Annotated in this window: 14 protein-coding genes and 2 pseudogenes; 8 read left to right on the forward strand and 8 right to left on the reverse strand. The window is 60.1% G+C overall.

Translation table 11 applies throughout. From position 1 onward, the window contains the following. Window positions 1-11: 11 nt before the first annotated feature. Window positions 12-221: pseudogene (locus ACAX43_RS01465) on the reverse strand (LysR family transcriptional regulator); the annotation flags it as partial. On the opposite strand from ACAX43_RS01465, the pseudogene ACAX43_RS01470 reads away from it, so the two are divergent. Continuing rightward, window positions 211-1,130 (forward strand): annotated as a pseudogene (locus ACAX43_RS01470) (hypothetical protein). The pseudogenes ACAX43_RS01465 and ACAX43_RS01470 overlap by 11 nt on opposite strands. A 142-nt stretch (window positions 1,131-1,272) precedes the next feature. Here the strand turns inward: ACAX43_RS01470 and ACAX43_RS01475 are convergent. After that, a complete protein-coding gene (locus ACAX43_RS01475) occupies window positions 1,273-2,193 on the reverse strand; it encodes a LysR substrate-binding domain-containing protein (protein WP_370706644.1) in 921 nt (306 codons plus the stop codon). A gap of 116 nt (window positions 2,194-2,309) precedes the next feature. Between ACAX43_RS01475 and ACAX43_RS01480 the strand changes: the two genes are divergently transcribed. Together ACAX43_RS01480 and ACAX43_RS01485 are read left to right on the forward strand one after the other, a co-directional pair. Next, window positions 2,310-3,077 (forward strand): transporter substrate-binding domain-containing protein, encoded by a 768-nt coding sequence (locus ACAX43_RS01480; RefSeq protein WP_370706645.1) that lies wholly within the window; start codon window positions 2,310-2,312, stop codon window positions 3,075-3,077. A gap of 36 nt (window positions 3,078-3,113) precedes the next feature. Then, window positions 3,114-4,232 carry a succinylglutamate desuccinylase/aspartoacylase family protein gene (locus tag ACAX43_RS01485; RefSeq protein ID WP_370706646.1) on the forward strand — a complete coding sequence of 373 codons (1,119 nt, stop codon included), beginning with the start codon at window positions 3,114-3,116 and terminating at the stop codon, window positions 4,230-4,232. Window positions 4,233-4,477: 245 nt separating this feature from the next. On the opposite strand, the gene ACAX43_RS01490 is transcribed toward ACAX43_RS01485, so the two are convergent. From ACAX43_RS01490 to ACAX43_RS01510, 5 genes are all read right to left on the reverse strand, one after another. Continuing rightward, entirely contained in the window at window positions 4,478-6,007 is a 1,530-nt protein-coding gene (locus ACAX43_RS01490) for a hypothetical protein (protein WP_370706647.1), read from the reverse strand. A 24-nt stretch (window positions 6,008-6,031) separates the two neighbouring features. After that, window positions 6,032-7,051 carry a formylglycine-generating enzyme family protein gene (locus tag ACAX43_RS01495; RefSeq protein WP_370706648.1) on the reverse strand — a complete coding sequence of 340 codons (1,020 nt, stop codon included), beginning with the start codon at window positions 7,049-7,051 and terminating at the stop codon, window positions 6,032-6,034. Window positions 7,052-7,600: 549 nt separating this feature from the next. After that, window positions 7,601-7,867 carry a cupin domain-containing protein gene (locus tag ACAX43_RS01500; protein ID WP_370706649.1) on the reverse strand — a complete coding sequence of 89 codons (267 nt, stop codon included), beginning with the start codon at window positions 7,865-7,867 and terminating at the stop codon, window positions 7,601-7,603. Window positions 7,868-8,109: 242 nt separating this feature from the next. Then, entirely contained in the window at window positions 8,110-10,263 is a 2,154-nt protein-coding gene (locus ACAX43_RS01505) for a phosphocholine-specific phospholipase C (RefSeq protein WP_370706650.1), read from the reverse strand. A gap of 58 nt (window positions 10,264-10,321) precedes the next feature. Beyond that, window positions 10,322-10,630 (reverse strand): hypothetical protein, encoded by a 309-nt coding sequence (locus tag ACAX43_RS01510; protein ID WP_370706651.1) that lies wholly within the window; start codon window positions 10,628-10,630, stop codon window positions 10,322-10,324. A 211-nt stretch (window positions 10,631-10,841) separates the two neighbouring features. On the opposite strand from ACAX43_RS01510, the gene ACAX43_RS01515 reads away from it, so the two are divergent. The 5 genes from ACAX43_RS01515 (at window position 10,842) to ACAX43_RS01535 (ending at window position 19,016) form a co-directional block, all read left to right on the forward strand. Further along, window positions 10,842-12,953, forward strand: coding sequence for an amylo-alpha-1,6-glucosidase (locus tag ACAX43_RS01515; RefSeq protein ID WP_370706652.1), 2,112 nt, complete (start codon window positions 10,842-10,844; stop codon window positions 12,951-12,953). Window positions 12,954-13,004: 51 nt separating this feature from the next. Beyond that, the gene (locus tag ACAX43_RS01520) at window positions 13,005-15,812 is read left to right on the forward strand and encodes a glucosidase (RefSeq protein WP_370706653.1); all 2,808 of its coding nucleotides are present in this window, start codon (window positions 13,005-13,007) and stop codon (window positions 15,810-15,812) included. 151 nt (window positions 15,813-15,963) lie between these two features. After that, window positions 15,964-17,577 (forward strand): glucose-6-phosphate dehydrogenase, encoded by a 1,614-nt coding sequence (zwf, locus tag ACAX43_RS01525; RefSeq protein WP_370706654.1) that lies wholly within the window; start codon window positions 15,964-15,966, stop codon window positions 17,575-17,577. Between the two features lie 35 nt (window positions 17,578-17,612). Then, window positions 17,613-18,413 (forward strand): ROK family protein, encoded by an 801-nt coding sequence (locus ACAX43_RS01530; RefSeq protein WP_370706655.1) that lies wholly within the window; start codon window positions 17,613-17,615, stop codon window positions 18,411-18,413. 36 nt (window positions 18,414-18,449) lie between these two features. Continuing rightward, the gene (locus ACAX43_RS01535) at window positions 18,450-19,016 is read left to right on the forward strand and encodes a YbhB/YbcL family Raf kinase inhibitor-like protein (RefSeq protein WP_370706656.1); all 567 of its coding nucleotides are present in this window, start codon (window positions 18,450-18,452) and stop codon (window positions 19,014-19,016) included. Window positions 19,017-19,069: 53 nt separating this feature from the next. Here the strand turns inward: ACAX43_RS01535 and ACAX43_RS01540 are convergent, their stop codons facing one another. Then, entirely contained in the window at window positions 19,070-20,065 is a 996-nt protein-coding gene (locus tag ACAX43_RS01540) for an aldo/keto reductase (protein ID WP_370706657.1), read from the reverse strand. Window positions 20,066-20,434 lie beyond the last annotated feature (369 nt).

The raw sequence follows: 20,434 nt of genomic DNA on the forward strand, positions 1-20,434 counted from the left end.
CCGCAGGGCTGCTACTGCTTGCGTCTGGTGTGGATTTTCAATTGTAGCCGTAGTGCGGCGGCTTCGCTTTGCAGCGCTTCGACGAACGCGCCGGCCAGCGGATGGCTCGGACGATGCTCCGGATGAACCACGCTCACGCGAAACGGCAACGACACGCCGAGCGGCCGGATATGCAGATTGCGGCCCGCGAAATCCAGCGCAGTAAGCGGATTGACGATAGCCGTCGAACTCGCGCAAGAGCACGGCACGCCCCTTTGGGTCTATGACACTGACGTGATCCGCCAACGTATCGCCGAATTGCGCCGCTTCGACGTGATCCGCTATGCGCAGAAAGCGTGTTCGAATGTGCATATCCTGAAGCTGATGCGAGACGAAGGAGCGATGGTCGACGCAGTGTCTTTGGGCGAAATCGCGCGCAGTCTCGCTGCGGGTTTCACGCCGGACGGCGATCCTGAGGGCGTGGTTTTTACGGCGGATATCATCGATCACGCGACGCTGGCTGGCGTGATCGAGCATCGCATCACGGTCAACGCCGGGTCGCTCGATATGCTCGAACGCGTGGGGCAGCATGCGCCCGAAGGGCACCGTGTGTGGCTGCGGATCAATCCCGGTTTCGGCCACGGACACAGCAACAAGACCAACACGGGCGGCGAGCATAGCAAGCACGGCATCTGGCTCGACGACGTGCCGCTGGCGATAGCCATCGTGCGGCGTTATGGCCTGAAGCTGGTCGGGCTGCACATGCATATCGGCTCCGGCGTCGATTACGCGCATCTGTCGCGCGTTTGCGATGCGATGATCGAAGCGGTGCAAGGCTTGGGACACGATATCGAAGCGATTTCCGCGGGCGGCGGTTTGTCGGTGCCGTATAGCGAAGGCGAGCCCAGGATCGACGTCGAGATGTGTTCACGCAGGAGGCAGGTGGCGTCGTCACGAGCCGCTCCATGCAGACGCCGGAAGTGGGGGACATCATCGTGGTTCATGACGCTGGTGCGTACGGTGCGTCGATGTCATCGAACTACAACAGCCGACCGCTGGCGCCTGAGGTGCTGCTGGAGACCGGCAAGGCGCGGTTGATTCGGCGTCGTCAAACTATCGAGGAGTTGATTGCGCTCGAAACGCCAGGTTGATTCTGCCGAGCGACGTCGCGGCGAACCCTCGGCGATACGCCAAGCCGTCAGTGCCGACCACGCAACCCGCCGCAAGCGCTGTGCATTGCGAATGAACGTTCGACGCTACAGCGGCCTCGTCGGGCTCCTTGTGGCCCAGTGCTCATCGCGCCCGCACCGTGCGCGTGTACGACGCAATCATCGTCGCGAGTTCCTGCGCGGCGGGCGTGACGGGAATGGCTGCGCGCTGCAACAGGCACACGTTCTGTTCGATCGCGCGCTCGCGCACATTGATCGACGCAAGCGTGCTGGCAAACGGGCCGCGCTTCGCGACGATCGATGACTCCAGCGACAGGCAGTCCGTCGCGCCAACCAGATGTAGCGTCTCGTACAGACCCTCCACCGTCGCGATGATTTTCGGCGGCGGCAAGCCGTGGCTCTCGAACAGATGGTTCAGGCGATTGACTTGCGGATCGTCGGTGAGATTCGGCGAGCGCGTGGCCACCCATGTGCAATCGACGAGCTCGGCGAGCGACGTCGCGCCCGCTTTCGGATGACCGCGACGGCAGACGATCACGGGATCGGATGGATAGAGTGGCGTTACGGACAGATCGGCCGTGTCGGTATGCTTCGACACTAGCGCGACAGCGAAATCGAGCGTGCCTTCGCGAATCCACGAAATCATCATCCGCGACGTGCCGGTGCGCAAATGCACCGCAACGCGCTCGAAGCGCGCGCGGAATTCCGTCAGCACCGGCGCGAGAGCGTCGACGAGCGGCTCGGTGGTCATGCCGAACGTGACCTCACCCGCGTAGTCGCCGCGCAATTGCTGCACGTCCTGTTCGGCCCGCTCGCATTCGCCGAGAATCGCGCCGGCGCGTTGCAGCAGGCGCTGGCCGAGCGCCGTCAGCGCGATGCCGCGGTTCGTGCGGGTGAATAAGGTCGCGCCGAGCATCGATTCGAGGTTCTGCAATTGCTGCGTGATACCGCTCTGGGCGATGCCGAGCGCCCGCGACGCCGCGCGGATGCTGCCGTGCTCGGCAACGGCGGTGAACGCGCGTAGCTGGGAGATCGTCAATGCCATGAAGAATCTCTGTGATCGGTAAAAGTGATCATGATATTACTTTCGGGACTTCTTTGAGGCGCGGCGACGGCATAGGATGGCCCCGTAGTAATCCGCCCAACTCACACCCGTCTCCCATGAAAATTCCGCTGATGATCTTGAGCGCCGCGCTGGTTTTCAGCAGTGGTGCGTTTGCCGCCGACCCCGCCACGCTGCGTCTCGGTATCGATCCGACCTATCCGCCGATGGACTCCAAGGCGCCCGATGGCAGCTTCAAAGGTTTCGACGTCGATCTCGGCAACGAAATCTGCCGGCGCATTCATGCCCATTGCCAGTGGGTCGAACTCGAGTTCTCGGGGATGATTCCCGCGCTGCAGGCGCGCAAGATCGACGCGATCCTTTCGTCGATGGCGATCACTGAAAAGCGCGAGCAACAGATTCTGTTTTCGTCGAAGCTGTTCCAGTTCAAATCGCGGTTGATCGCCAAGCAAGGTTCCCCGCTCGCGGGCGGCATGAGTGCGTTGGCCGGCAAGCAGATCGGCGTGCAGTCGGGGACGCAGTTCGAGGGATACGCGCTGAAGAACTGGGCGCCGCTTGGCGTGCATGTGGTCGCGTACAAGAGTCAGGATGAGGTGTTCGCCGACTTGCAGAACGGCCGCCTCGATGGCGCGTTGCTTGGTTCCGTCGAAGCTGACTACGGTTTTTTGCGGACGCCGGCGGGGAAGGGGTTTGCGTTTGTCGGCGAACCGCTTTCGATGGGTGATCGTGGCGTGGGCATCGGCTTACGCAAGGATGAGACTGCGGTGCAGGCCTCCATGAACGAGGCGATTGCTTCGATGCGCAAGGACGGTACGTACGCGCAGATCGCGAGGAAATACTTCGACTTTGATCCGTACGGCAATTGATTCAATTTTCCCTACTCTTCTCCCAACCTTCCGCTCATGAACAAGCAATCGATTCCGCTTCTATCGCCGGCGATCGGCACGCACCGCGAACTGGTGTCGTTTCATTTTGGCCCCGCGGATAGCGGACAAAAGATCTATATCCAGTCGTCATTGCATGCTGATGAAACGCCGGCGATGTTGACGACGGTTTTGCTTAAGCGTCGATTGCTCGAACTGGAGAAGCAAGGTGCGTTGAACGCGGAAATCGTGCTGGTGCCGGTGGCGAATCCTGTTGGACTTGGGCAGTATGTGCTCGGGCAGTTTCTCGGGCGCTTCGATCTTGGCAGCGGCAAGAACTTCAATCGACATTTCATGCAGTTCGCCAGGCTCGTGGCGCGGGCCAAGGAGGCTTTGGGTTCGGATGCTTCGGAGAATCGGCGGATTGTTCGGGAGTTGATTGCTGCTGAACTGGCTGAACAGAAGCCGTTGACTGAATTCGAGTCGCTGCAATTGGCTTTACTGCAGCTTTCTTTCGATGCGGACGTCGTGATCGATCTGCATTGCTCTTTGGAAGCGGCGATGCATCTCTATACCAGCGAGGCTGCGTGGCCTGAGTTTGAGCCTTTGTCACGGTATTTGGGCGCGCAGGCTTCGTTGCTTGCGACTAACTCGGGCGGCGAATCGTTTGATGAGACTCATAGCTTGTTGTGGTGGACGTTGCAGCAGGAAATGCCAGGTGATAAGCCCGTGCCTAATGGGTCGATTGCTGTGACCGTGGAATGCCGTGGGCAGCGGGATGTGTCTTATGAAGCCGCGCAGGAGGATGCTGACGCATTGATTGATTATCTTGGTTGGCGGAAGGCGATTCGGGTTGATGTGGTCAAGCCATTGCCGGAGTTATTGTCGCCTGCGACGCCGCTCGCCGGGAGCGAGCAGTTCTATGCACCCGTTAGTGGGATTCTGATTCATCGCGCGAAGATCGGCGACACGATTCGCGTCGGGCAGGCGTTGTTCGATATCGTCGATCCGTTGACTGATGAGACGACTACTTTGTCTAGTAACACTGAAGGTGTGTTTTATATGCGGCGGGCGATTCGGTTTGTGACGGCTGGTGCGCCGTTGGGACGGGTGACGGGGAAGAAGGCTTTTAGGACCGGGGTTTTGTTGGGGGCGTGAAGGTCGCCGTTGCTCTTTGCTTTGCGGCGGCGTTTTTTTCTTGCCGTGCGGCTGACGTCCGCCGCGTAGCGTTAACGTGCACCGATGGTCACCGCGCCCCGGAAAGGAGAAAGACGCGATTGCTCGTGTCTTTTTTACGCGCCGACTAGACGGAATAGTGGCGACTAGCGACGTTGACTCAGCGACTTTTCATATTCATTAGCTGTACGTGGGACTATGCGGCACATGTGTACCGACGGAACTGACTAATGCACGGAAGGCGCGAACTGAATCTCCGGATTCACCGGTGCCGTGGTTAGAGACGTCTGCGCGGATGATTCTGGCGCATAAGCAGCCATCGCCTGGATCAGTTGCGCTGCGCGCCGGTCCACTTCGCCTGAAGCGGATGCATTCGAATCGGGTATCCCAATCTCTGCTGGGAAATCAGTGATGACTGCGGCGCCCTGATTGATTTCAGTTTCGACTCCAGCCCTATCACTCGCATTCATCCGGACTGAAGCGAGGATACGGTAGACGTTGTCCACCGAACCGTCGGCGTGGATGTCGTTTATCGCTATAACGCCACGTGACACCGGATCCACGATGAACTGGCGGCCCGACCCGTCCGACGCGTAGTTGGTCTGCTCGACCACCTGACCAGCTGAATTCGATTTGAGAACATAGCGTGAGCCGTCGGCGAAGTTCATATCCACCTCCGCCAGGATTCCGTGCTCATCGTAGAATTCATGCACCGATGTGCCGCCGCCCTGGACCAGCAATCTGTCTGTTTTGACGCCTGCCGCGTTGTATGCATACACGTCCTGCGAGCCATCGTCAAAACTCGTCACGCTGCCCGTCACGCCCCCGGAAACTACGCCATGCTCACCCGATGCGGTAACGGCGCCGTTCGCGATGCGAATTTCGTTTCCGGTTGCACCGTCCAGAATGAGATTGTCATCCGCAAAGTTGAATGTGACCGTGGCGCCTGTTCCAAGGTTAATGGTATTTCCCTTTCCGTTAATCGCCGCACTTGCGCCGTCTTCGAGGTCAATCTGGAAATTGTCGACGTTCGAGACTATGTCCGAGCCAGTGATCTTTACATTAATCTTTGAACCGCTCATATCGAGGACGACACGGCCAGTTTCGGTGCCGCTTTCTGTGACCTCGAATAGGCTTCCTCCCGCGAGGCTTCCGGTAAAACTGTCGTTACCGTTTCCGGGGACAAAAATCTCTGCATTGCCATGCATGTCGTTCAGCATGATTTGCAACTCTGCACTTTCTTTAAACGCCGCATCTATTATCGCTTGGTTCAGAGCGTTGAGATAATCCTGCAGCCAGTTCACGCCGCCGATAGCCTTCTGCACCGTAGCAGCAACCAGTGAGACAGTGCCTGAAGCCGTTGCAATCAGACCCATTGCAGGGGCTGTTTTGGGGGAGAGTACCGCGACTGTAGTCGCCACTCCTCCAGCTATTGCCGCGCCATCGGCTATCAAGCCGGCAACGGCTGCCGCCTGAGCCATGCTGTTATGGTTGTCTACGGCGTCCGCCAAGGCTCGTTGATCGGCCTCTAGCCCCATCTTTCCTGATATAAAGCCGGCCACACCGGAAATTGTGGAAAAGCCTGGCGCCTTGGAAAGTGCTGTCGCGGCGGATGCTAAAGCGGCGGTGGCAGTTTCGACATTCTCCGGCGTCGCTTCTCCATGGGCATACCCCTGAACCGCAGTGGCAAAGTCAACCCACGCGTTGCTAAATGACGCCACATTCACGCCAGTTTCAATGACGGTTATTCCACTCATGATTCTTCCTTTCGTAAATTATTTTTATAAATCAACTGCAATTCGAAATCCGACAGTGCTGTCGCGCGCTTCCGTTTTATAAACATGTCTAACCGACGAGCGAACTCCGGTCGGAATCGTCGCCCAACTTGCCCCTCGCGCTGTCTTCTTCGAACAATCGGGAAAATGAAGATCTTCTGGATCAGTTGAATAGGTAAATTTGAAACAATCGGAAACCCACTGATACGCGTTGCCGAGCATGTCATACAAACCCCACGAGTTCGGTCTGAACGATCCGACCGGCGATGTTTCGACGTAACCGTCTTCGCAGTTTACGTAGGGGGCCTCGGGATCCAGATCTCGCGCGGAGATATCCCGTGTATTTGCATATTTGCATTGTTCCGAGCGTGCACCGCCCCAATAGGTGCGGGCAACCGTACCGGCACGCGCCGCATATTCCCACTCGGCCTCGGTCGGCAGCCGATATTTTCCGATCTTGCCAGCCGGCGCCTTGGAATTCAGCCATGCAATGAACTTCTGGGCGTCTGCCCAGGAAACACAGACAACCGGATCATCGTCGCTCTGGGTAAATCCCGGATTCTTCCAATCCGCACGCGAGCTAGGCCACCACCACTTTCCGTTATAAACGGAGCACCCCCTGCCATCAAACGCGGTCTCTTTCGCAAAAACAGAAAACTGTTTCCTCGTCACGTCGAATTTCGCGATACCAAATGACTTGATGGACACCGGATGCAGTGGAGTTTCATCCGCATACCTGAACGTATAATTCCTTTCCCCCTCGAAGTCCTCCTTCCTAGCGCCCATCATGTATTCACCGGCCGGAATAACAACCATCTCGGAGCAGACGTCACAGTCCTTGAAATGCTTCAATGCATCAAGGGTTTCTTTTCCCTCAGATGCCACGGAAGCCAAACAGAATGCCGCGGGCAGAATAATTCTCCCCAAGCGCGGCATTGGCACCATCAAGCTGTAGAGCGCAAGAAATGCCAGCTTCTCTTTCACGATGTTTTTTATAACCAAAACATGTGCGCGCGTCGCTTGCATATGCAGGCCTTCTATTCATGGAAGATGTGTTCGATTCCGACCAGAGTTACGGTTGGTTTTATCTTTGTGCATTCTGAAACGCAAACTGGGCTTTCAAGCGGGCAATCAACGGACTAGCCACGCTTAATAAGATCTGCGGCCAATGATATCTGCTGAAATCAACATAATCTCCTTTTACATAGAACGGCTGGGTTGTGGCCCCTTTTATTGATTTGTTGATTTTATGTACGAACAGCAGCGTATCTATCGGACAAATCCGAAAAAGGATTAAGCGCGAGGCCATCTTGGGGCAATTGCATGAAGCTCACAGGCCGAGCAGGCTGGCGCGATATTGATCGTTAGCGTAGGTCTTGCGGCGGCGTACCGTCAGTCCCGTTTATGAGTTTGTATCGCGCTTAAACCGACTCATGGTGAAACGGCGTCCTGATCGCGAATTCCTGCTCGGCATTCTCGACCCTCACGCCGCACTGGTCCTCGCCAAACGCCATGTCGAACGGGAAGACGCGCCTCGTGCCGCCCGGAAAGGTCGAAGCGGTCGCTCCGCGCTCCCTACTTCCTTCCCACCAGATACGTCACACCATTCGGACCATAGCGCTCCGCGTGCGGTTTGTTTGCCGGCAAATGGAAGACGTCGCCCACTTTATACGTCTGCTCGGTGTTATCCGCGCGGATGTGCATCTCCCCTTCCAGAATCAACGCTTTCGCTTCGAATGAATGTTCATGCACATCCATTTCGATGTTCGCCTCCCGCGCTACAACGACAGCTTCAGGGAAACCGTCTTTCGTCAGGCTTTCAGTGAATGCTTCGCGGTCCATGGCGTCCCCATCGGCAAGCAGTGGTGGAGAATCACTATAACGCTCTCCGCCAATTCGTGCGGAGCGCAGCCGTGTGTTATGCCGACGCTGTTGCGCCGGAGTCGACCTTCTTGCGCGTTCGCGCGCGCGGCGATGATTCGCCCACCCCTTTCCTTCGCCGCAACGGCGTCACGCAACTGAGCATCGATCGAGCGCCCCGATAACGCAGCCACCCCACCGAAGCCCAGCCCCCTCACGCGCCCTTAATTCACCACCAAAACCGGCGCCACAGCCGCCGGATCACTAATACTCGGCCGCCCATTCTCAACGTGCCCGGCCAGACGACGCGAGAAGCTGGCGTCATCATTACTCGTCACCGTCAAGTCATACCAGTGATGGCTCGACGCCAGCACCCAGGCTTCCTCGATATGCGCCTCCGCCGGCACAAGCACCGGACGTGTCCGCGCCCCATACGCGTTGTCAGTCACCGTCAATCGCGCAACACCACCGCCCTTGTTGCTGAACTTCAAAAACACATTGCCGTTCGCAACATCGTATTGCACTTTGATCTCCGGCAGCGCGGGCTTGTCGTGATCATGCCCGCCCGCAGCTTGTGCTGTCTGTGCCATGGCGTTCTGCGTATTACCCGCAAACTTACGCACGAAGCCATTCGGCCCAAACACCTCGAACACATACACACCGTTCGTCGCCGTCAGATCGAACGTCTCACGAAGTGACTTACCGGCCTCAACGGTATAACGCCACGGACCATCCGTGCGATTCGTCGAGTACACGTAGAAATGCGCGCCTTGATCACCGGTATTGGCAAGCACGATCTCGAACGTGTTCTTCTTCACATCAGCATGCCCGTTCACGTGCAACTCATACGGCAACGCGCGCGCAAAACGAATACCACTTTCCTGCGGATCGATCGCGCCAGGCGTCGCGGGCACAGTCGGCTTCGGTTGCGTCGCGCATTGGTTGTCGGCGATGCTTTTGTAGTTGCTCGTGTCCGGTAGTTGCGGCACCTTCGAGTCCGGCGTGCGGAAATCGAACGCCGTCGTCAAGTCACCACACACCGCGCGGCGCCATTGCGTAATGTTCGGCTCATGCACGCCAAAGCGCGTTTCGATGAAGCGAATCACCGACGTATGATCGAACACCTGCGAGCACACAAAGCCACCCTTGCTCCACGGCGACACGATCGTCATCGGCACACGCGGACCAAGGCCGTATGGCAAGCCGTCAGCGGTATAGCTGCCGCCGCGCGCCGGATTCACCACGTTGTGAATTTCGCCATCGGTGCTGACCGTCGATTGGCCTTGGGCCGGCGTCGTCGCCGGTTGCGGCGGGACGAGGTGATCGAAGAAGCCGTCGTTCTCGTCGTACATGATGAACAGCACGGTTTTACTCCACACCTCGGGATTCGACGTCAACGCATCGAGAATCTGCGACGTGTATTCCGCGCCGTATGCCGGCGTATAGCTCGGGTGCTCGGAGTACGCAGCCGGTGGACACAACCACGACACTTGCGGCAACTTGTTGGCCAGCACGTCGGCTTTCAGGTCGTCGATGGTGCGCACGGTTTGCGCGCGCTCATATAACGGCGAGCCGGGCTGCGCGTTGATGAAGTTCTTGAAATTCTGCAGGACGTTGGTGCCGTAGTTGCCGTTCAGCGGATCGGCGCCGGTCAAACCCTGCTGATACACCTGCCACGAAATCCCCGCGGCTTGCAGACGTTCCGGGTAAGTGGTCCACGAGAGCAACTGATAATTCGGCGGACGGTCGCCGTCGACGAAATCGTTGTTGTCGAGTAGCGGACCACCCAGCGTGCCGGTCGGGTCGACCATGCCGGTCATCAGATACGAGCGGTTCGGGTGGGTCGGTCCCGGCAGCGAGCAGAAGTAGGCGTCGCAGATGGTGAATGCATCGGCCAGCGCGTAGTGGAACGGAATGTCGCTGCGCAGGTGATAGCCCATCGTCATGTCGGTCTTGTTCGCGGGCCACTGGTCGTAGCGGCCGCCGTCGATTGCGGCATGGGTTTTGTACCAGGTGTGATCGAGATCGCCGACGCATTGCGCGCTGGTCGTCGCCGTGTTCAGATGGAACGGCAGCACCGGCTGCGTCGGGTCTTCCTTCGACGGTTGATACCACACCGGTTTGCCGCTCGGCAGCGGAATCGGAAAGCGGTCGTTGTAGCCACGCACGCCGCGCAGATGGCCGAAGTAGTGGTCGAACGAACGATTCTCCTGCATGAACACGACGATGTGCTCGACATCGCGGATCGTGCCGGTGCGCGAAAACGCGGGCACGGCAAGCGCATTGCGAATCGACTCGGGCAGCGCGGTCAGCGCGGCGGCAGCGCCGGCGGATGAAGCCACGGTCTGCAGGAAACGGCGACGGCTAGTTGATGTCATCGAATATCACCTTCTGCGAGGGGAAGAATAGCGCGCCTTGCGCGCCGGTGGAATCGGGTCAGTTGCTGTTGGCGCTGTCGCCCGGTGCGTAATGCATCACGGGCGCGACTTGCCGGCTGTCGGCGGCGAGACTGGCTTGCATGGTTTGTGTGATCGTGTCGGACGCAGCGGCAGGGTCGGCTGCAAGTGGCGCGGATAGGTTGAGCACGCCGGTCGCGGGTTTGATCGCTGCGTTTTGCGCGACGTCGCTGTTGGCAACGGGCGGCGATGAAGAAGCCGACGCGGAGTCGTCCGCACCACAACCGCTCAACGCGAAAGTTGCGAGCGCAACAAAAGCGGCGGCGGCCACGCGTTTGTCTCTTCTCATGTCTGCATCCAGTTTCGTGAGGGCGGATGCAGTCTCCAATTCTTTCAAGAAATAATTGTGAAACGTTTGCGAGTGAATAAAACTCTCGTCTCAACGTCGGCTATTCGAAAGGAGATGGAAAGCAGTAAGCAGGAGAATGTTCACGTTAGCGCCACACGGCTGAAATCAGGCACATCGAAAGATTTGCGGTTTTGCACACTCTGGTAAGTCCATGACACGCATCGAAAGACCTTTCGACATCACGCGTCTTGAAGACGAATGGCTCGAAGCAGACGGCTTCGGCGGTTTCGCATCGGGCACCGTCGGCACGTTGCGCACGCGCCGCTATCACGCGTTGCTGCTCACGGCTACACGTTCACCCGGCGGGCGCGTGGTGCTGGTCAACGGCGTTGAAGCCTGGCTCGAAGCGGACGGCAAACGTTATCCATTGAGCATGCAGCGGTACGGGCCGGACGTGATCTATCCGGACCTGACAGCGAGTCTCCTCGAGTTCGACACGGGGCCGTGGCCGACGTGGCGCTTCCAACTCGATAGGCAGATCGCGCTGACGGCCGAGGTGTTCGTGAGCAAGGCGACGCGTGAAACGGTTTTACGTTGGCAACTGGAAGGGATTCAGGCAGTCCCCAAGACGGTGGCATTCACGTTAAAGGTCAGGCCCTTGCTCTCAGGTCGCGACTACCACGCGTTGCACCACGAGAATCCCGCGTTCAACTTCAACGCGCAGACAAGCGGCGACGAGGCATGCGTGCGTTGGCAGCCCTACGGCGACCTGCCGGTCATCAATGCGGCGACCAATGGCCTCTATACGCATGCGCCTGATTGGTACCGAAACTTCTGCTACGTTCGCGAGCGCGAGCGAGGCCTTGATTTCAGCGAAGACCTCGCCACGCCCGGCATATTCAGCTTCAATCTCGCCGATGGCGAAGCGGTGATGATCCTCAGCGCGTGGATCGCATCTTCGGCGTCGGTAAAAGCGCCGGCAGCGGAGGCGGCGGGCACGACGGCGGTCGCCGCCTATGCAGCCGAGTCGGCCGGCACCGCCGCCCTCGCAACGGAGTCGACAGGCACGGAGCGAGCGGCCGCCCACGCTAATAAATCGACAAGCCTAAGAAGCCAAGCTGCCGCCCACGCTGCAGAACTCGCCCACATCGAACAAGCACGCCGTAGCGCACTCGGCTCACGCCTGCAACGCTCCGCCGATGCCTACCTGGTCGCACGTAACGAAGGCCGCACGATCCTCGCGGGCTTTCCGTGGTTCACCGATTGGGGCCGCGACACCTTCATCGCGATGCGCGGCTTGCTGATTGCAACGGGCCGCCTCGCCGAAGCCGAGGCGATCCTGCTCGAATGGTCGGGCACATTGTCCGAAGGCATGCTGCCGAATCGTTTCCCCGACTATGGCGATACGCCGGAATACAACTCGGTCGATGCATCGTTATGGTTCGTCGTCGCCGTCCACGACTATCTGGCGACGAACTACGCGAACGCCGATACCCGAGCGCGCCTGCAACAGGCAGTCGAAGCCATTCTCACGGGCTACACGAACGGCACGCGTTTCAACATCAAAGCATCCACCGACGACGGCCTGCTGAGCGCCGGCGTCCCCGGCGTGCAACTCACATGGATGGATGCAAAGGTCGGCGACTGGGTGGTCACGCCACGCATCGGCAAACCCGTGGAAGTGCAGGCGCTCTGGATCAACGCATTGCGCATTGCAGCAACGTGGAATCCGCAGTGGCAGCAACCTGCGGAGCGAGCGTTGGAAGCGTTTCATGAACGCTTTACCGATCCGTCCACGCAAGCGCTCTTCGATAATGTCGACGTAGATTTTGTGAAAGGCAAAGTCGACCGCTCGATCCGCCCGAACCAGATCTTCGCCGTAGGCGGCCTGCCGTTTCCGTTACTCGAAGGCGCGGCGGCGCGCGCGGTGGTCGATCAGGTCGAAGCGCACTTGCTCACGCCATTCGGTCTCAGAACGCTCGCCCCGTCTGATCCGGCCTACCGCGGGCACTATGGCGGCACACCGCTGCAGCGCGATGGCGCCTATCACCAAGGGACGGTCTGGCCATGGCTGCTAGGTCCGTTCGTCGAAGCATGGCTGCGAGTTCACGGCGCCGAAGCGGATGCTCAGGCACAAGCCAAAGCGCGCTTTCTCGACCCGCTGTACGCGCATCTCGATCACGCCGGCCTCGATCATCTCTCCGAAATCGCCGACGGCGACGCGCCGCACACACCCGCGGGCACGCCGTTTCAGGCGTGGTCGCTGGGAGAGTTGCTGCGCATCGAAAGCCTGCTTGCCCGGTTGAATCCCATCGCCGCTTAAACCGCGCTACGATGTGAGTCCCACCGCCAGGCCCGAAGCAAGGACGTAGTCATGCCACCGCTGCGCGCTGCCAATCTGCTCGCCACCACCGAAGGTTCACGCCTGCATTCGGCCGACTGCGCCCATTGGCAGCGCTGGGGACCCTACCTGAGCGAGCGTCAATGGGGCACGGTGCGCGAGGACTACAGCCCGGACGGCACCGCCTGGGACTACTTTCCGCACGACCATGCACGCAGCCGCGCTTACCGTTGGGGCGAAGACGGCATCGCCGGTTTCGGCGACGACAAACTCAGCTGGTGCCTGTCGCTCGCGCTGTGGAACCGTAAAGACCCGATCCTGAAGGAGCGTCTGTTCGGTCTCACCAACGCGCAGGGGAATCACGGCGAGGACGTGAAGGAGCTGTACTTCTACGTAGACGGTACGCCCACGCATTCGTACATGCGGATGCTCTACAAGTACCCGCATGCCGCTTTTCCGTACGAAGACCTGATTCAGGAAAACGCGCGGCGAGGCGGCGATATGCCGGAGTACGAGATTCTCGACACCGGCGTGTTCGACGATTTGCGTTACTTCGACGTGCAGGTCGAATACGCAAAACATGCGCCCGATGACATCCTGATGCGCGTGACGATCGAGAATCGCGCCGACCAGCCGGCCTCGCTCGATGTGCTGCCGCAGATCTGGGCACGCAATTCATGGTCGTGGAAAGAAAACACGGACAAGCCGTCGCTCGTGGCCGGCGCGGACCACAACGGCGAAGCCCATGTGGTTGGGCGTCAGCAGGGGCATGAGCCAATCGTGGTGACAGCGTGGTCGAAGGACGCGCCGCAGATGGCGTGGCTGTTCTGCGAGAACGAGACCAACGTCAAGCGCCTGTTCAATATGGAGGCCGCGGGTCCGTTCAAGGACGGCTTCAACGACTACCTCGTGCACGGCGACGAACAGGCGGTAAGCCGCGACGCCGGCACCAAGGCGGGTGCTCACGCGTCGATCGAACTGGGTCCGCATGGCAGCGCCGTGCTGTACATGCGATGGCGTCCGCAGTCGAGTCCCGATGACGTGCCGCTCGATGCCGAGGCGGTGTTCGCTCAACGCATTGCCGAGGCCGATGAATTCTATGGCGCGCTGCAACACGAGATCGACGATCCCGATGCGCGGCTCGTGCAGCGTCAGGCGCTCGCCGGCATGCTGTGGTCCAAGCAGTACTACCAGTACGACGTACACCGCTGGCTTGAGGGTGATCCGCTGCAACCCAAACCGCCAGCCGCCCGCAAGCACGGCCGCAATTCGGAGTGGCAGCATCTATGCAACGCGGACATCGTGTCGATGCCGGACAAATGGGAATATCCGTGGTACGCGTCGTGGGACCTTGCGTTTCATGCGGCCGCGTTCGCGCTAATCGATCCGGCGTTCGCCAAGCGTCAATTGCTGATGCTGGTGAAGGACCGCTATCAGCATCCAAACGGGCAACTGCCTGCCTACGAATGGGCACTCGGCGACGCCAATCCGCCGGTGCATGCGTGGGCCGCATGGCGCGTTTATGAAATCGACCGCGCGCTCACCGGCCACGCGGACCGCGATTTTCTCGAACTCGTCTTCCACAAGCTGCTGCTGAATTTCTCGTGGTGGGTGAACCGCAAGGACGCTGACGGCCGGAATATTTTTCAGGGCGGTTTTCTCGGGCTAGATAATATCGGCATCTTCGACCGCTCCTCGCCGCTGCCCACGGGCGGCCATATCGATCAGGCCGACGGCACCGCGTGGATGGCCGCGTACGCGCTCGACCTGATGCGTATCGCGCTCGAACTGGCGTATGCGAACAATGTGTTCGTCGATATCGGCGTGAAGTTTTTCGAGCACTTCCTGTATATCGCCGAGGCCGTGAGTTGTGACGACGGCTGCGACACCGGCCTGTGGGACAGCGAAGACGAGTTCTTCTACGACAAGCTGCGCCTGCCCGACGGCAGCAGCATTCCGATGCGGGTGCGCTCCATCGTCGGCCTGATTCCGCTGTTCGCCGTGCACGTTCTCGAAGAGCGTCTGCACGGCGGTTTGCCAGGTCTGCGCGAGCGTCTCGTCTGGTTTCTCGGACATCGCCCCGATCTGGCGAAGCTGGTCTCGCGCTGGAATGAGCCGGGCAAGGGCAACGCGCTGCTGCTCTCGCTGTTGCGCGGGCATCGGATGAAAGCGTTGCTGCGCCGCGCGCTCGACGAAAGCGAATTTCTCTCCGATCACGGCGTGCGGGCGCTGTCGCGATTCCATCGCGACAATCCGTTCGTGTTCAACCACAATGGCAACAGCTTTACCGTCAAGTATCTGCCGGCCGAATCCGACACACGGGTGTTCGGCGGCAATTCGAACTGGCGCGGTCCGGTGTGGATGCCGGTGAACTATCTGCTGATTGAATCGCTGTACGAATTTCATCGCTATTACGGCGACGATTTCCGCGTCGAATATCCGACCGGGTCTGGGCAGAAGTTCTCGCTCAGCGAAATCGGCGACGAACTGGCGCGCCGGGCGACCACCCTGTTCCTCAAGGACAGAAACGGCGAACGTCCGGTGATGGGCGCATATCCGCTATTGCAAGCCGACCCGCGTTCGCGCGATCTCGTGCTGTTCCATGAGTATTTCCATGGCGACAACGGGCGTGGCGTGGGCGCTTCGCATCAAACCGGCTGGACTGGACTGGTTGCGTTGCTTCTGCAACCGAGGGTGATGGCGGCATCAGGTAATGTGCCCCTGGCTGGCGAGCCGGACGCGGCGCCGATTCCCACGTCGACTTCGGCGCCGGCGCCGGCAGGGCCGCCCGAATCCGCGCCCGAACCTGCGCCCGCGCTGGCAAGCGCGGTGACCAAGTAGCGAGCGCCGCCCAAAACGTGCGCGAGGTTACATAAGGCATACAACCGCGCATGGTGGACAGGTTAAGTGGTTGTTTTTGAACTGTGCGGGTTCAAGCGTGGTCTTTCATGTACCGCCACGTTCGTTCCATTGGCTCCTTCAAGCGAATCCCATGTCGACTACTCCGAACACCCCAACCTCCCCCCGCGCCGGCGCCGGTCAGGAACCGAGTTGCAAGGTCAGCGCGAGCCCGCAAGAGGCGCCGCCGTCGCCGGCCGGCAAGCGGCCTGCGCCGCCTTGCACGCTGGTGATCTTCGGTGCGGGTGGCGATCTGACCAAACGGCTGCTGATGCCGGCGCTGTACAACCTCTCGGTGGACGGCCTGCTCGACGGCGGCATGAAGATCATCGGCGTGAATCACGGCGAGCGCGAGACGAGCGAATGGAGCGAAGACCTGCACAAATCGCTGCAACAGTTCGCCGCCGACAAAGCCAGCACCTTCCACGCCGGCAAGCTCGACGACAAAGCGTGGGATTGGGTCGCGCAGCGGCTTGAATATATGGCCGGCGAATTCGAAACCGACGACACGTTCACGAAGCTCAAGCAAAAGCTCGATCAATCGCCGGGCGGCAACGTGATTTTTTACCTGGCGGTCGGCTCGCGCTTTTTCAAGCCGATCGTCGAGCATCTCGGCAAAACGGGTTTGCTGAAAGAAGGCGAAGGGGACAGCGCGGGCTTTCGCCGCATCGTGGTCGAGAAGCCGTTCGGCACCGATCTCGCCTCGGCGCGCGATCTGAACGCGGATATTCTGTCGTACGCGAAAGAGTCGCAGGTGTATCGCATCGATCACTTCCTCGGTAAGGACACGGTGCAGAGCATTCTTGCAGTGCGCTTTGCGAACGCGTTGTTCGAACCGATCTGGCGCCGTGAGTACATCGACAGTGTGCAGATCACCGCAGCCGAAACGATCGGCGTGGAGGGGCGCGGCAGGTTCTATGAGCAGACCGGCGCGTTCCGCGACATGGTGCCGAACCACCTGTTCCAGTTGCTCGGCATGGTCGCGATGGAGCCGCCTAATTCGTTCGATGCCGAAGCCGTGCGCGACAAGAAGGCTGAAATCTTCGACGCGATCCAGCCGCTGACCGCCGACGACGTCGTCTTCGGTCAATACGAAAAGGGTCCTGCGGGCGTCGGCTATCGCGAGGAACCGGACGTCGCGCCGGACAGCACGACGGAAACCTATGCCGCCGCACGCGTGTACGTTGAGAATTGGCGTTGGGCCGGCGTGCCGTTCTATCTGCGCACCGGTAAGCGACTGGCTGCGCGCCGCACGGAGATCTCGGTGCAACTGAAGCCGGTGCCGTTCCGCCTGTTCCGCGACACGCCCGTCGACGCGCTGACGCCGAACGTGCTGACCTTGCGCATCGATCCCACGCACGGCACGAGTTTCGACTTCAACGTGAAAACGCCGGGGCCGGTGATGCAGATCGGCGCGGTGCAATCGTCGTTCGACTATGCGGATTTTTTCGCGGAACAGGCCAACGTCGGCTACGAGACTTTGCTGTACGACTGCATGCTCGGCGACGAGACGCTGTTCCAGCGTGCCGACAGCATTGAAACGAGCTGGGCCGTGGTGGACGACGTGCTGCATCCGAAGACCGGCGGCGCGATGCCGGTGCACGGCTACGCCGCGGGCAGCGAAGGCCCTGCGGAAGCGGATGCGCTGCTTGCACGCAACGGCCACGCATGGCGCCCTTTGCAAAAGAACGCAGTCGAAAAGAAGTAACTCCATGAGACGCACCAACACAATCGGGGGACACCGTGGCCACACGTAAGACGAAACAGAAAAGCAGTACCGAGCGGATTCTGGCGATCGACGTCGGCGGCAGCGGCTTGAAAGCCGCGATCATCGATGCAGACGGACAGATGAAAAGCGAGCGTTTGCGCGTGCCGACGCCGCATCCCTGCACACCGGATCAACTGGTGGATGCGCTGGTGAAGCTGGTCGAGCCGCTAGTCGAAAAGGAGCCACCCACGCTGATGTCGATCGGCTTCCCGGGCGTGGTGCGCAACAACCGCATTCTGACGGCGCCGCACTTTGGCGTTGAGGGCTGGCACGACATTGCGCTAGCCGATTCGCTGGCGCAGCGTCTGGGCGGCTTGCCCGTACGGATGATCAACGATGCGGAGATGCAGGGTTTTGCCGCGATCGAAGGCCACGGGCTCGAGTTCGTGCTGACGCTCGGCACGGGCGCGGGCACGGCGCTGTTCCGCGACGGCGAGTTGATGCCTCACCTTGAGCTAGCGCACCATCCAGTCAGTAAGAAGGGCGCGGCGTACGACGAGTACATCGGCGACGCGGCACGCGAGAAGGCAGGGAATAAGCGCTGGAACCGCCGCGTCGAGAAGGTGATCGGGATTCTTGATTCGCTGGTGAACTACGACAAGCTGTGGATCGGCGGAGGCAACGCGGCACGGCTGACGATTAATTTGCCGGCGAACGTAGCGACCGTTTCGAACGATGCGGGTATTGAAGGCGGCGCGCGGCTGTGGCATCCGAAGTCATTGCGCGAGACGCGGCAGTTGCCGGAAGCCAATGAGCGGTCCGGCCGCTTCAAGTGATGTCAGGTTAGCTAACTTTTACCCGGGCAATCAACCATGATTCGAATCAATAACTCCGTCGTTAAACGACGCCTGGTAGGCGTCGGCTTGTGTGCCGCGCTGGCTTTTTCCGTGGCGGCTGCCCGCGCGGCGGATGCCTTCGCGCTGTCGTCGCCGGGTTTGGCCGACGGCGGGATGCTGGATTCAAGCCATGCAGCGAGCGCGAATAATTGCGGTGGCGGGAATGTGTCGCCTGCGCTGCAATGGCGGAATGCGCCGGTCGGCACGAAGAGCTACGCGATCACGATGTTTGACCCGGACGGTGCGAAGGGGTTGGGAATTGTGCACTGGGTACTCTATGGCATCGCGCCCTCCGCGGCCGGCCTTGGCGCCGGTGCTACACCGCCCGGTAGCGTTGCCGGAACGAATCGGACTGGCGGCCCTGGGTATTACGGGCCGTGCCCGCCGGTTGGGGAGGTTCCGCATCACTATCTCGCGCAGGTCTACGCGCTTGATTTGCCGCCCGACGCATTGCCGGCGGGCTTGACGCGGGACGCGTTGCAGGCCGCTATCAGGGATCACGTGCTTGCTACCACCAGTACCGTGCTGCGATACGGACGGTGATTTTTTGCCTTTGCGGCGGCCGGGCAACCGGCGCCGCCGTCAAAGACAACGCACTACCTGGCCGCGTCACCCCATCGATATTCCACACTAACCTCATCGAGCTGCGCCTTAACCTGAGCATCGAGCACGAGCTCCGAAGCAGCCAGCGTATCGCTCAACTGATCAGCGCGACTTGCGCCAATAATTGCCGAGGTAATCAGGGGATTGGCCAAAACCCAGGCGAGAGACACCCGAGTCAAAGACTCGCCTGTCGGCGCAACGATCGCTTTCAACTTATCGATCGTCTCGAACTCGCGCTTATGCCAGTACCGCGCGTGGTACATCGCCCCCGCCTTCCCGACGGTTTCGGTGAATCGCCCGGTCGCAGGCGCGGCATCGACCTGATGCTTACCCGTCAGCAACCCACCCGCCAGCGGGTTATAGGGCATCACGGCCAGCTGCTCTTCGGCCGCCAACGGCAACAACTCTCTCTCGATCTGCCGGAACAACAAGTTATACCGAGGCTGCACCGATACGAACCGTGCCACGCGCAATACATCGGCGCGACCCAGAGCCCGTGCCAGCCGATACGCCAGGAAATTCGACACGCCGACATATCGCGCCTTCCCCGACCGTACGATGACGTCCAGCGCTTCAAGCGTTTCATCGAGCGGCGTATTCGCGTCGTCGGAATGGAGCTGGTAAAGGTCCACGTAGTCCGTGCCGAGCCGCCGCAGCGACGCATCGACCGCATCCAGCAAATGCTTGCGCGACGCGCCTTGATCCCATGCCGAAGGCCCCATTTTGCCCACCGCTTTCGTCGCCAGAATGAAGCGGTCGCGTTTGCCCTTCAGCCACTTTCCGACGATCTCCTCAGTGCGCCCGGCAATGCTCTCGCCGCTTCCGAGCGGATAAACATTGGCGGTATCGATGAAATTGACGCCGGCGTCCGCCGCCGTGTCGAGAATGCGATGCGAATCCTCTTCTTCAGTCTGCAGGCCAAAGGTCATGGTCCCCAGACACAGGCGCGAGACGGTCAGGCCAGTGCGGCCGAATTTGCGGTATTCCATGGTCAACTCCGAAGTGGGACGGTTACGGTGCGATACGGCGGAAAGGATAAACGGTGTCGCGATTTCTTGTTGGCAATGCAGGCAGCGCGCGAAATCGGGAAGATCGCCTCGCCCGCTCGCATCGTCGAGGTACGTTTTACCGGAGTTCCCCTGCTATTTCACCGCATTGCGTGCAAGCGTACGACGTGTCTGCCGAATGCTCAGCCCGACAATGCTAAAACCCCCTACATTTAAGGGCTTTCGTGCGTCGCCTTACCTTCCTCCATCGTGCCGCTCCGTGCGAGAATCGCGCTACGTCAAATTGGCCGCCATCGAGCGGCCGTCCATTGTGCCAGGGCATCGTTTTTGCAGCGCCGGTCCGCACAGATT

It is taken from the genome of Paraburkholderia sp. IW21 (genome assembly GCF_041321145.1).
Classification (GTDB): Bacteria; Pseudomonadota; Gammaproteobacteria; order Burkholderiales; family Burkholderiaceae; genus Paraburkholderia.

What these genes read in the sequence shown, in the direction of transcription:
- ACAX43_RS01475 (WP_370706644.1), bottom strand. Translation starts at nt 2,193, where the DNA reads ATGGCATTGACGATCTCCCAGCTACGCGCGTTCACCGCCGTTGCCGAG.
- ACAX43_RS01480 (WP_370706645.1), top strand. Translation starts at nt 2,310, where the DNA reads ATGAAAATTCCGCTGATGATCTTGAGCGCCGCGCTGGTTTTCAGCAGT.
- ACAX43_RS01485 (WP_370706646.1), top strand. Translation starts at nt 3,114, where the DNA reads ATGAACAAGCAATCGATTCCGCTTCTATCGCCGGCGATCGGCACGCAC.
- ACAX43_RS01490 (WP_370706647.1), bottom strand. Translation starts at nt 6,007, where the DNA reads ATGAGTGGAATAACCGTCATTGAAACTGGCGTGAATGTGGCGTCATTT.
- ACAX43_RS01495 (WP_370706648.1), bottom strand. Translation starts at nt 7,051, where the DNA reads ATGCAAGCGACGCGCGCACATGTTTTGGTTATAAAAAACATCGTGAAA.
- ACAX43_RS01500 (WP_370706649.1), bottom strand. Translation starts at nt 7,867, where the DNA reads ATGGACCGCGAAGCATTCACTGAAAGCCTGACGAAAGACGGTTTCCCT.
- ACAX43_RS01505 (WP_370706650.1), bottom strand. Translation starts at nt 10,263, where the DNA reads ATGACATCAACTAGCCGTCGCCGTTTCCTGCAGACCGTGGCTTCATCC.
- ACAX43_RS01510 (WP_370706651.1), bottom strand. Translation starts at nt 10,630, where the DNA reads ATGAGAAGAGACAAACGCGTGGCCGCCGCCGCTTTTGTTGCGCTCGCA.
- ACAX43_RS01515 (WP_370706652.1), top strand. Translation starts at nt 10,842, where the DNA reads ATGACACGCATCGAAAGACCTTTCGACATCACGCGTCTTGAAGACGAA.
- ACAX43_RS01520 (WP_370706653.1), top strand. Translation starts at nt 13,005, where the DNA reads ATGCCACCGCTGCGCGCTGCCAATCTGCTCGCCACCACCGAAGGTTCA.
- zwf (WP_370706654.1), top strand. Translation starts at nt 15,964, where the DNA reads ATGTCGACTACTCCGAACACCCCAACCTCCCCCCGCGCCGGCGCCGGT.
- ACAX43_RS01535 (WP_370706656.1), top strand. Translation starts at nt 18,450, where the DNA reads ATGATTCGAATCAATAACTCCGTCGTTAAACGACGCCTGGTAGGCGTC.
- ACAX43_RS01540 (WP_370706657.1), bottom strand. Translation starts at nt 20,065, where the DNA reads ATGGAATACCGCAAATTCGGCCGCACTGGCCTGACCGTCTCGCGCCTG.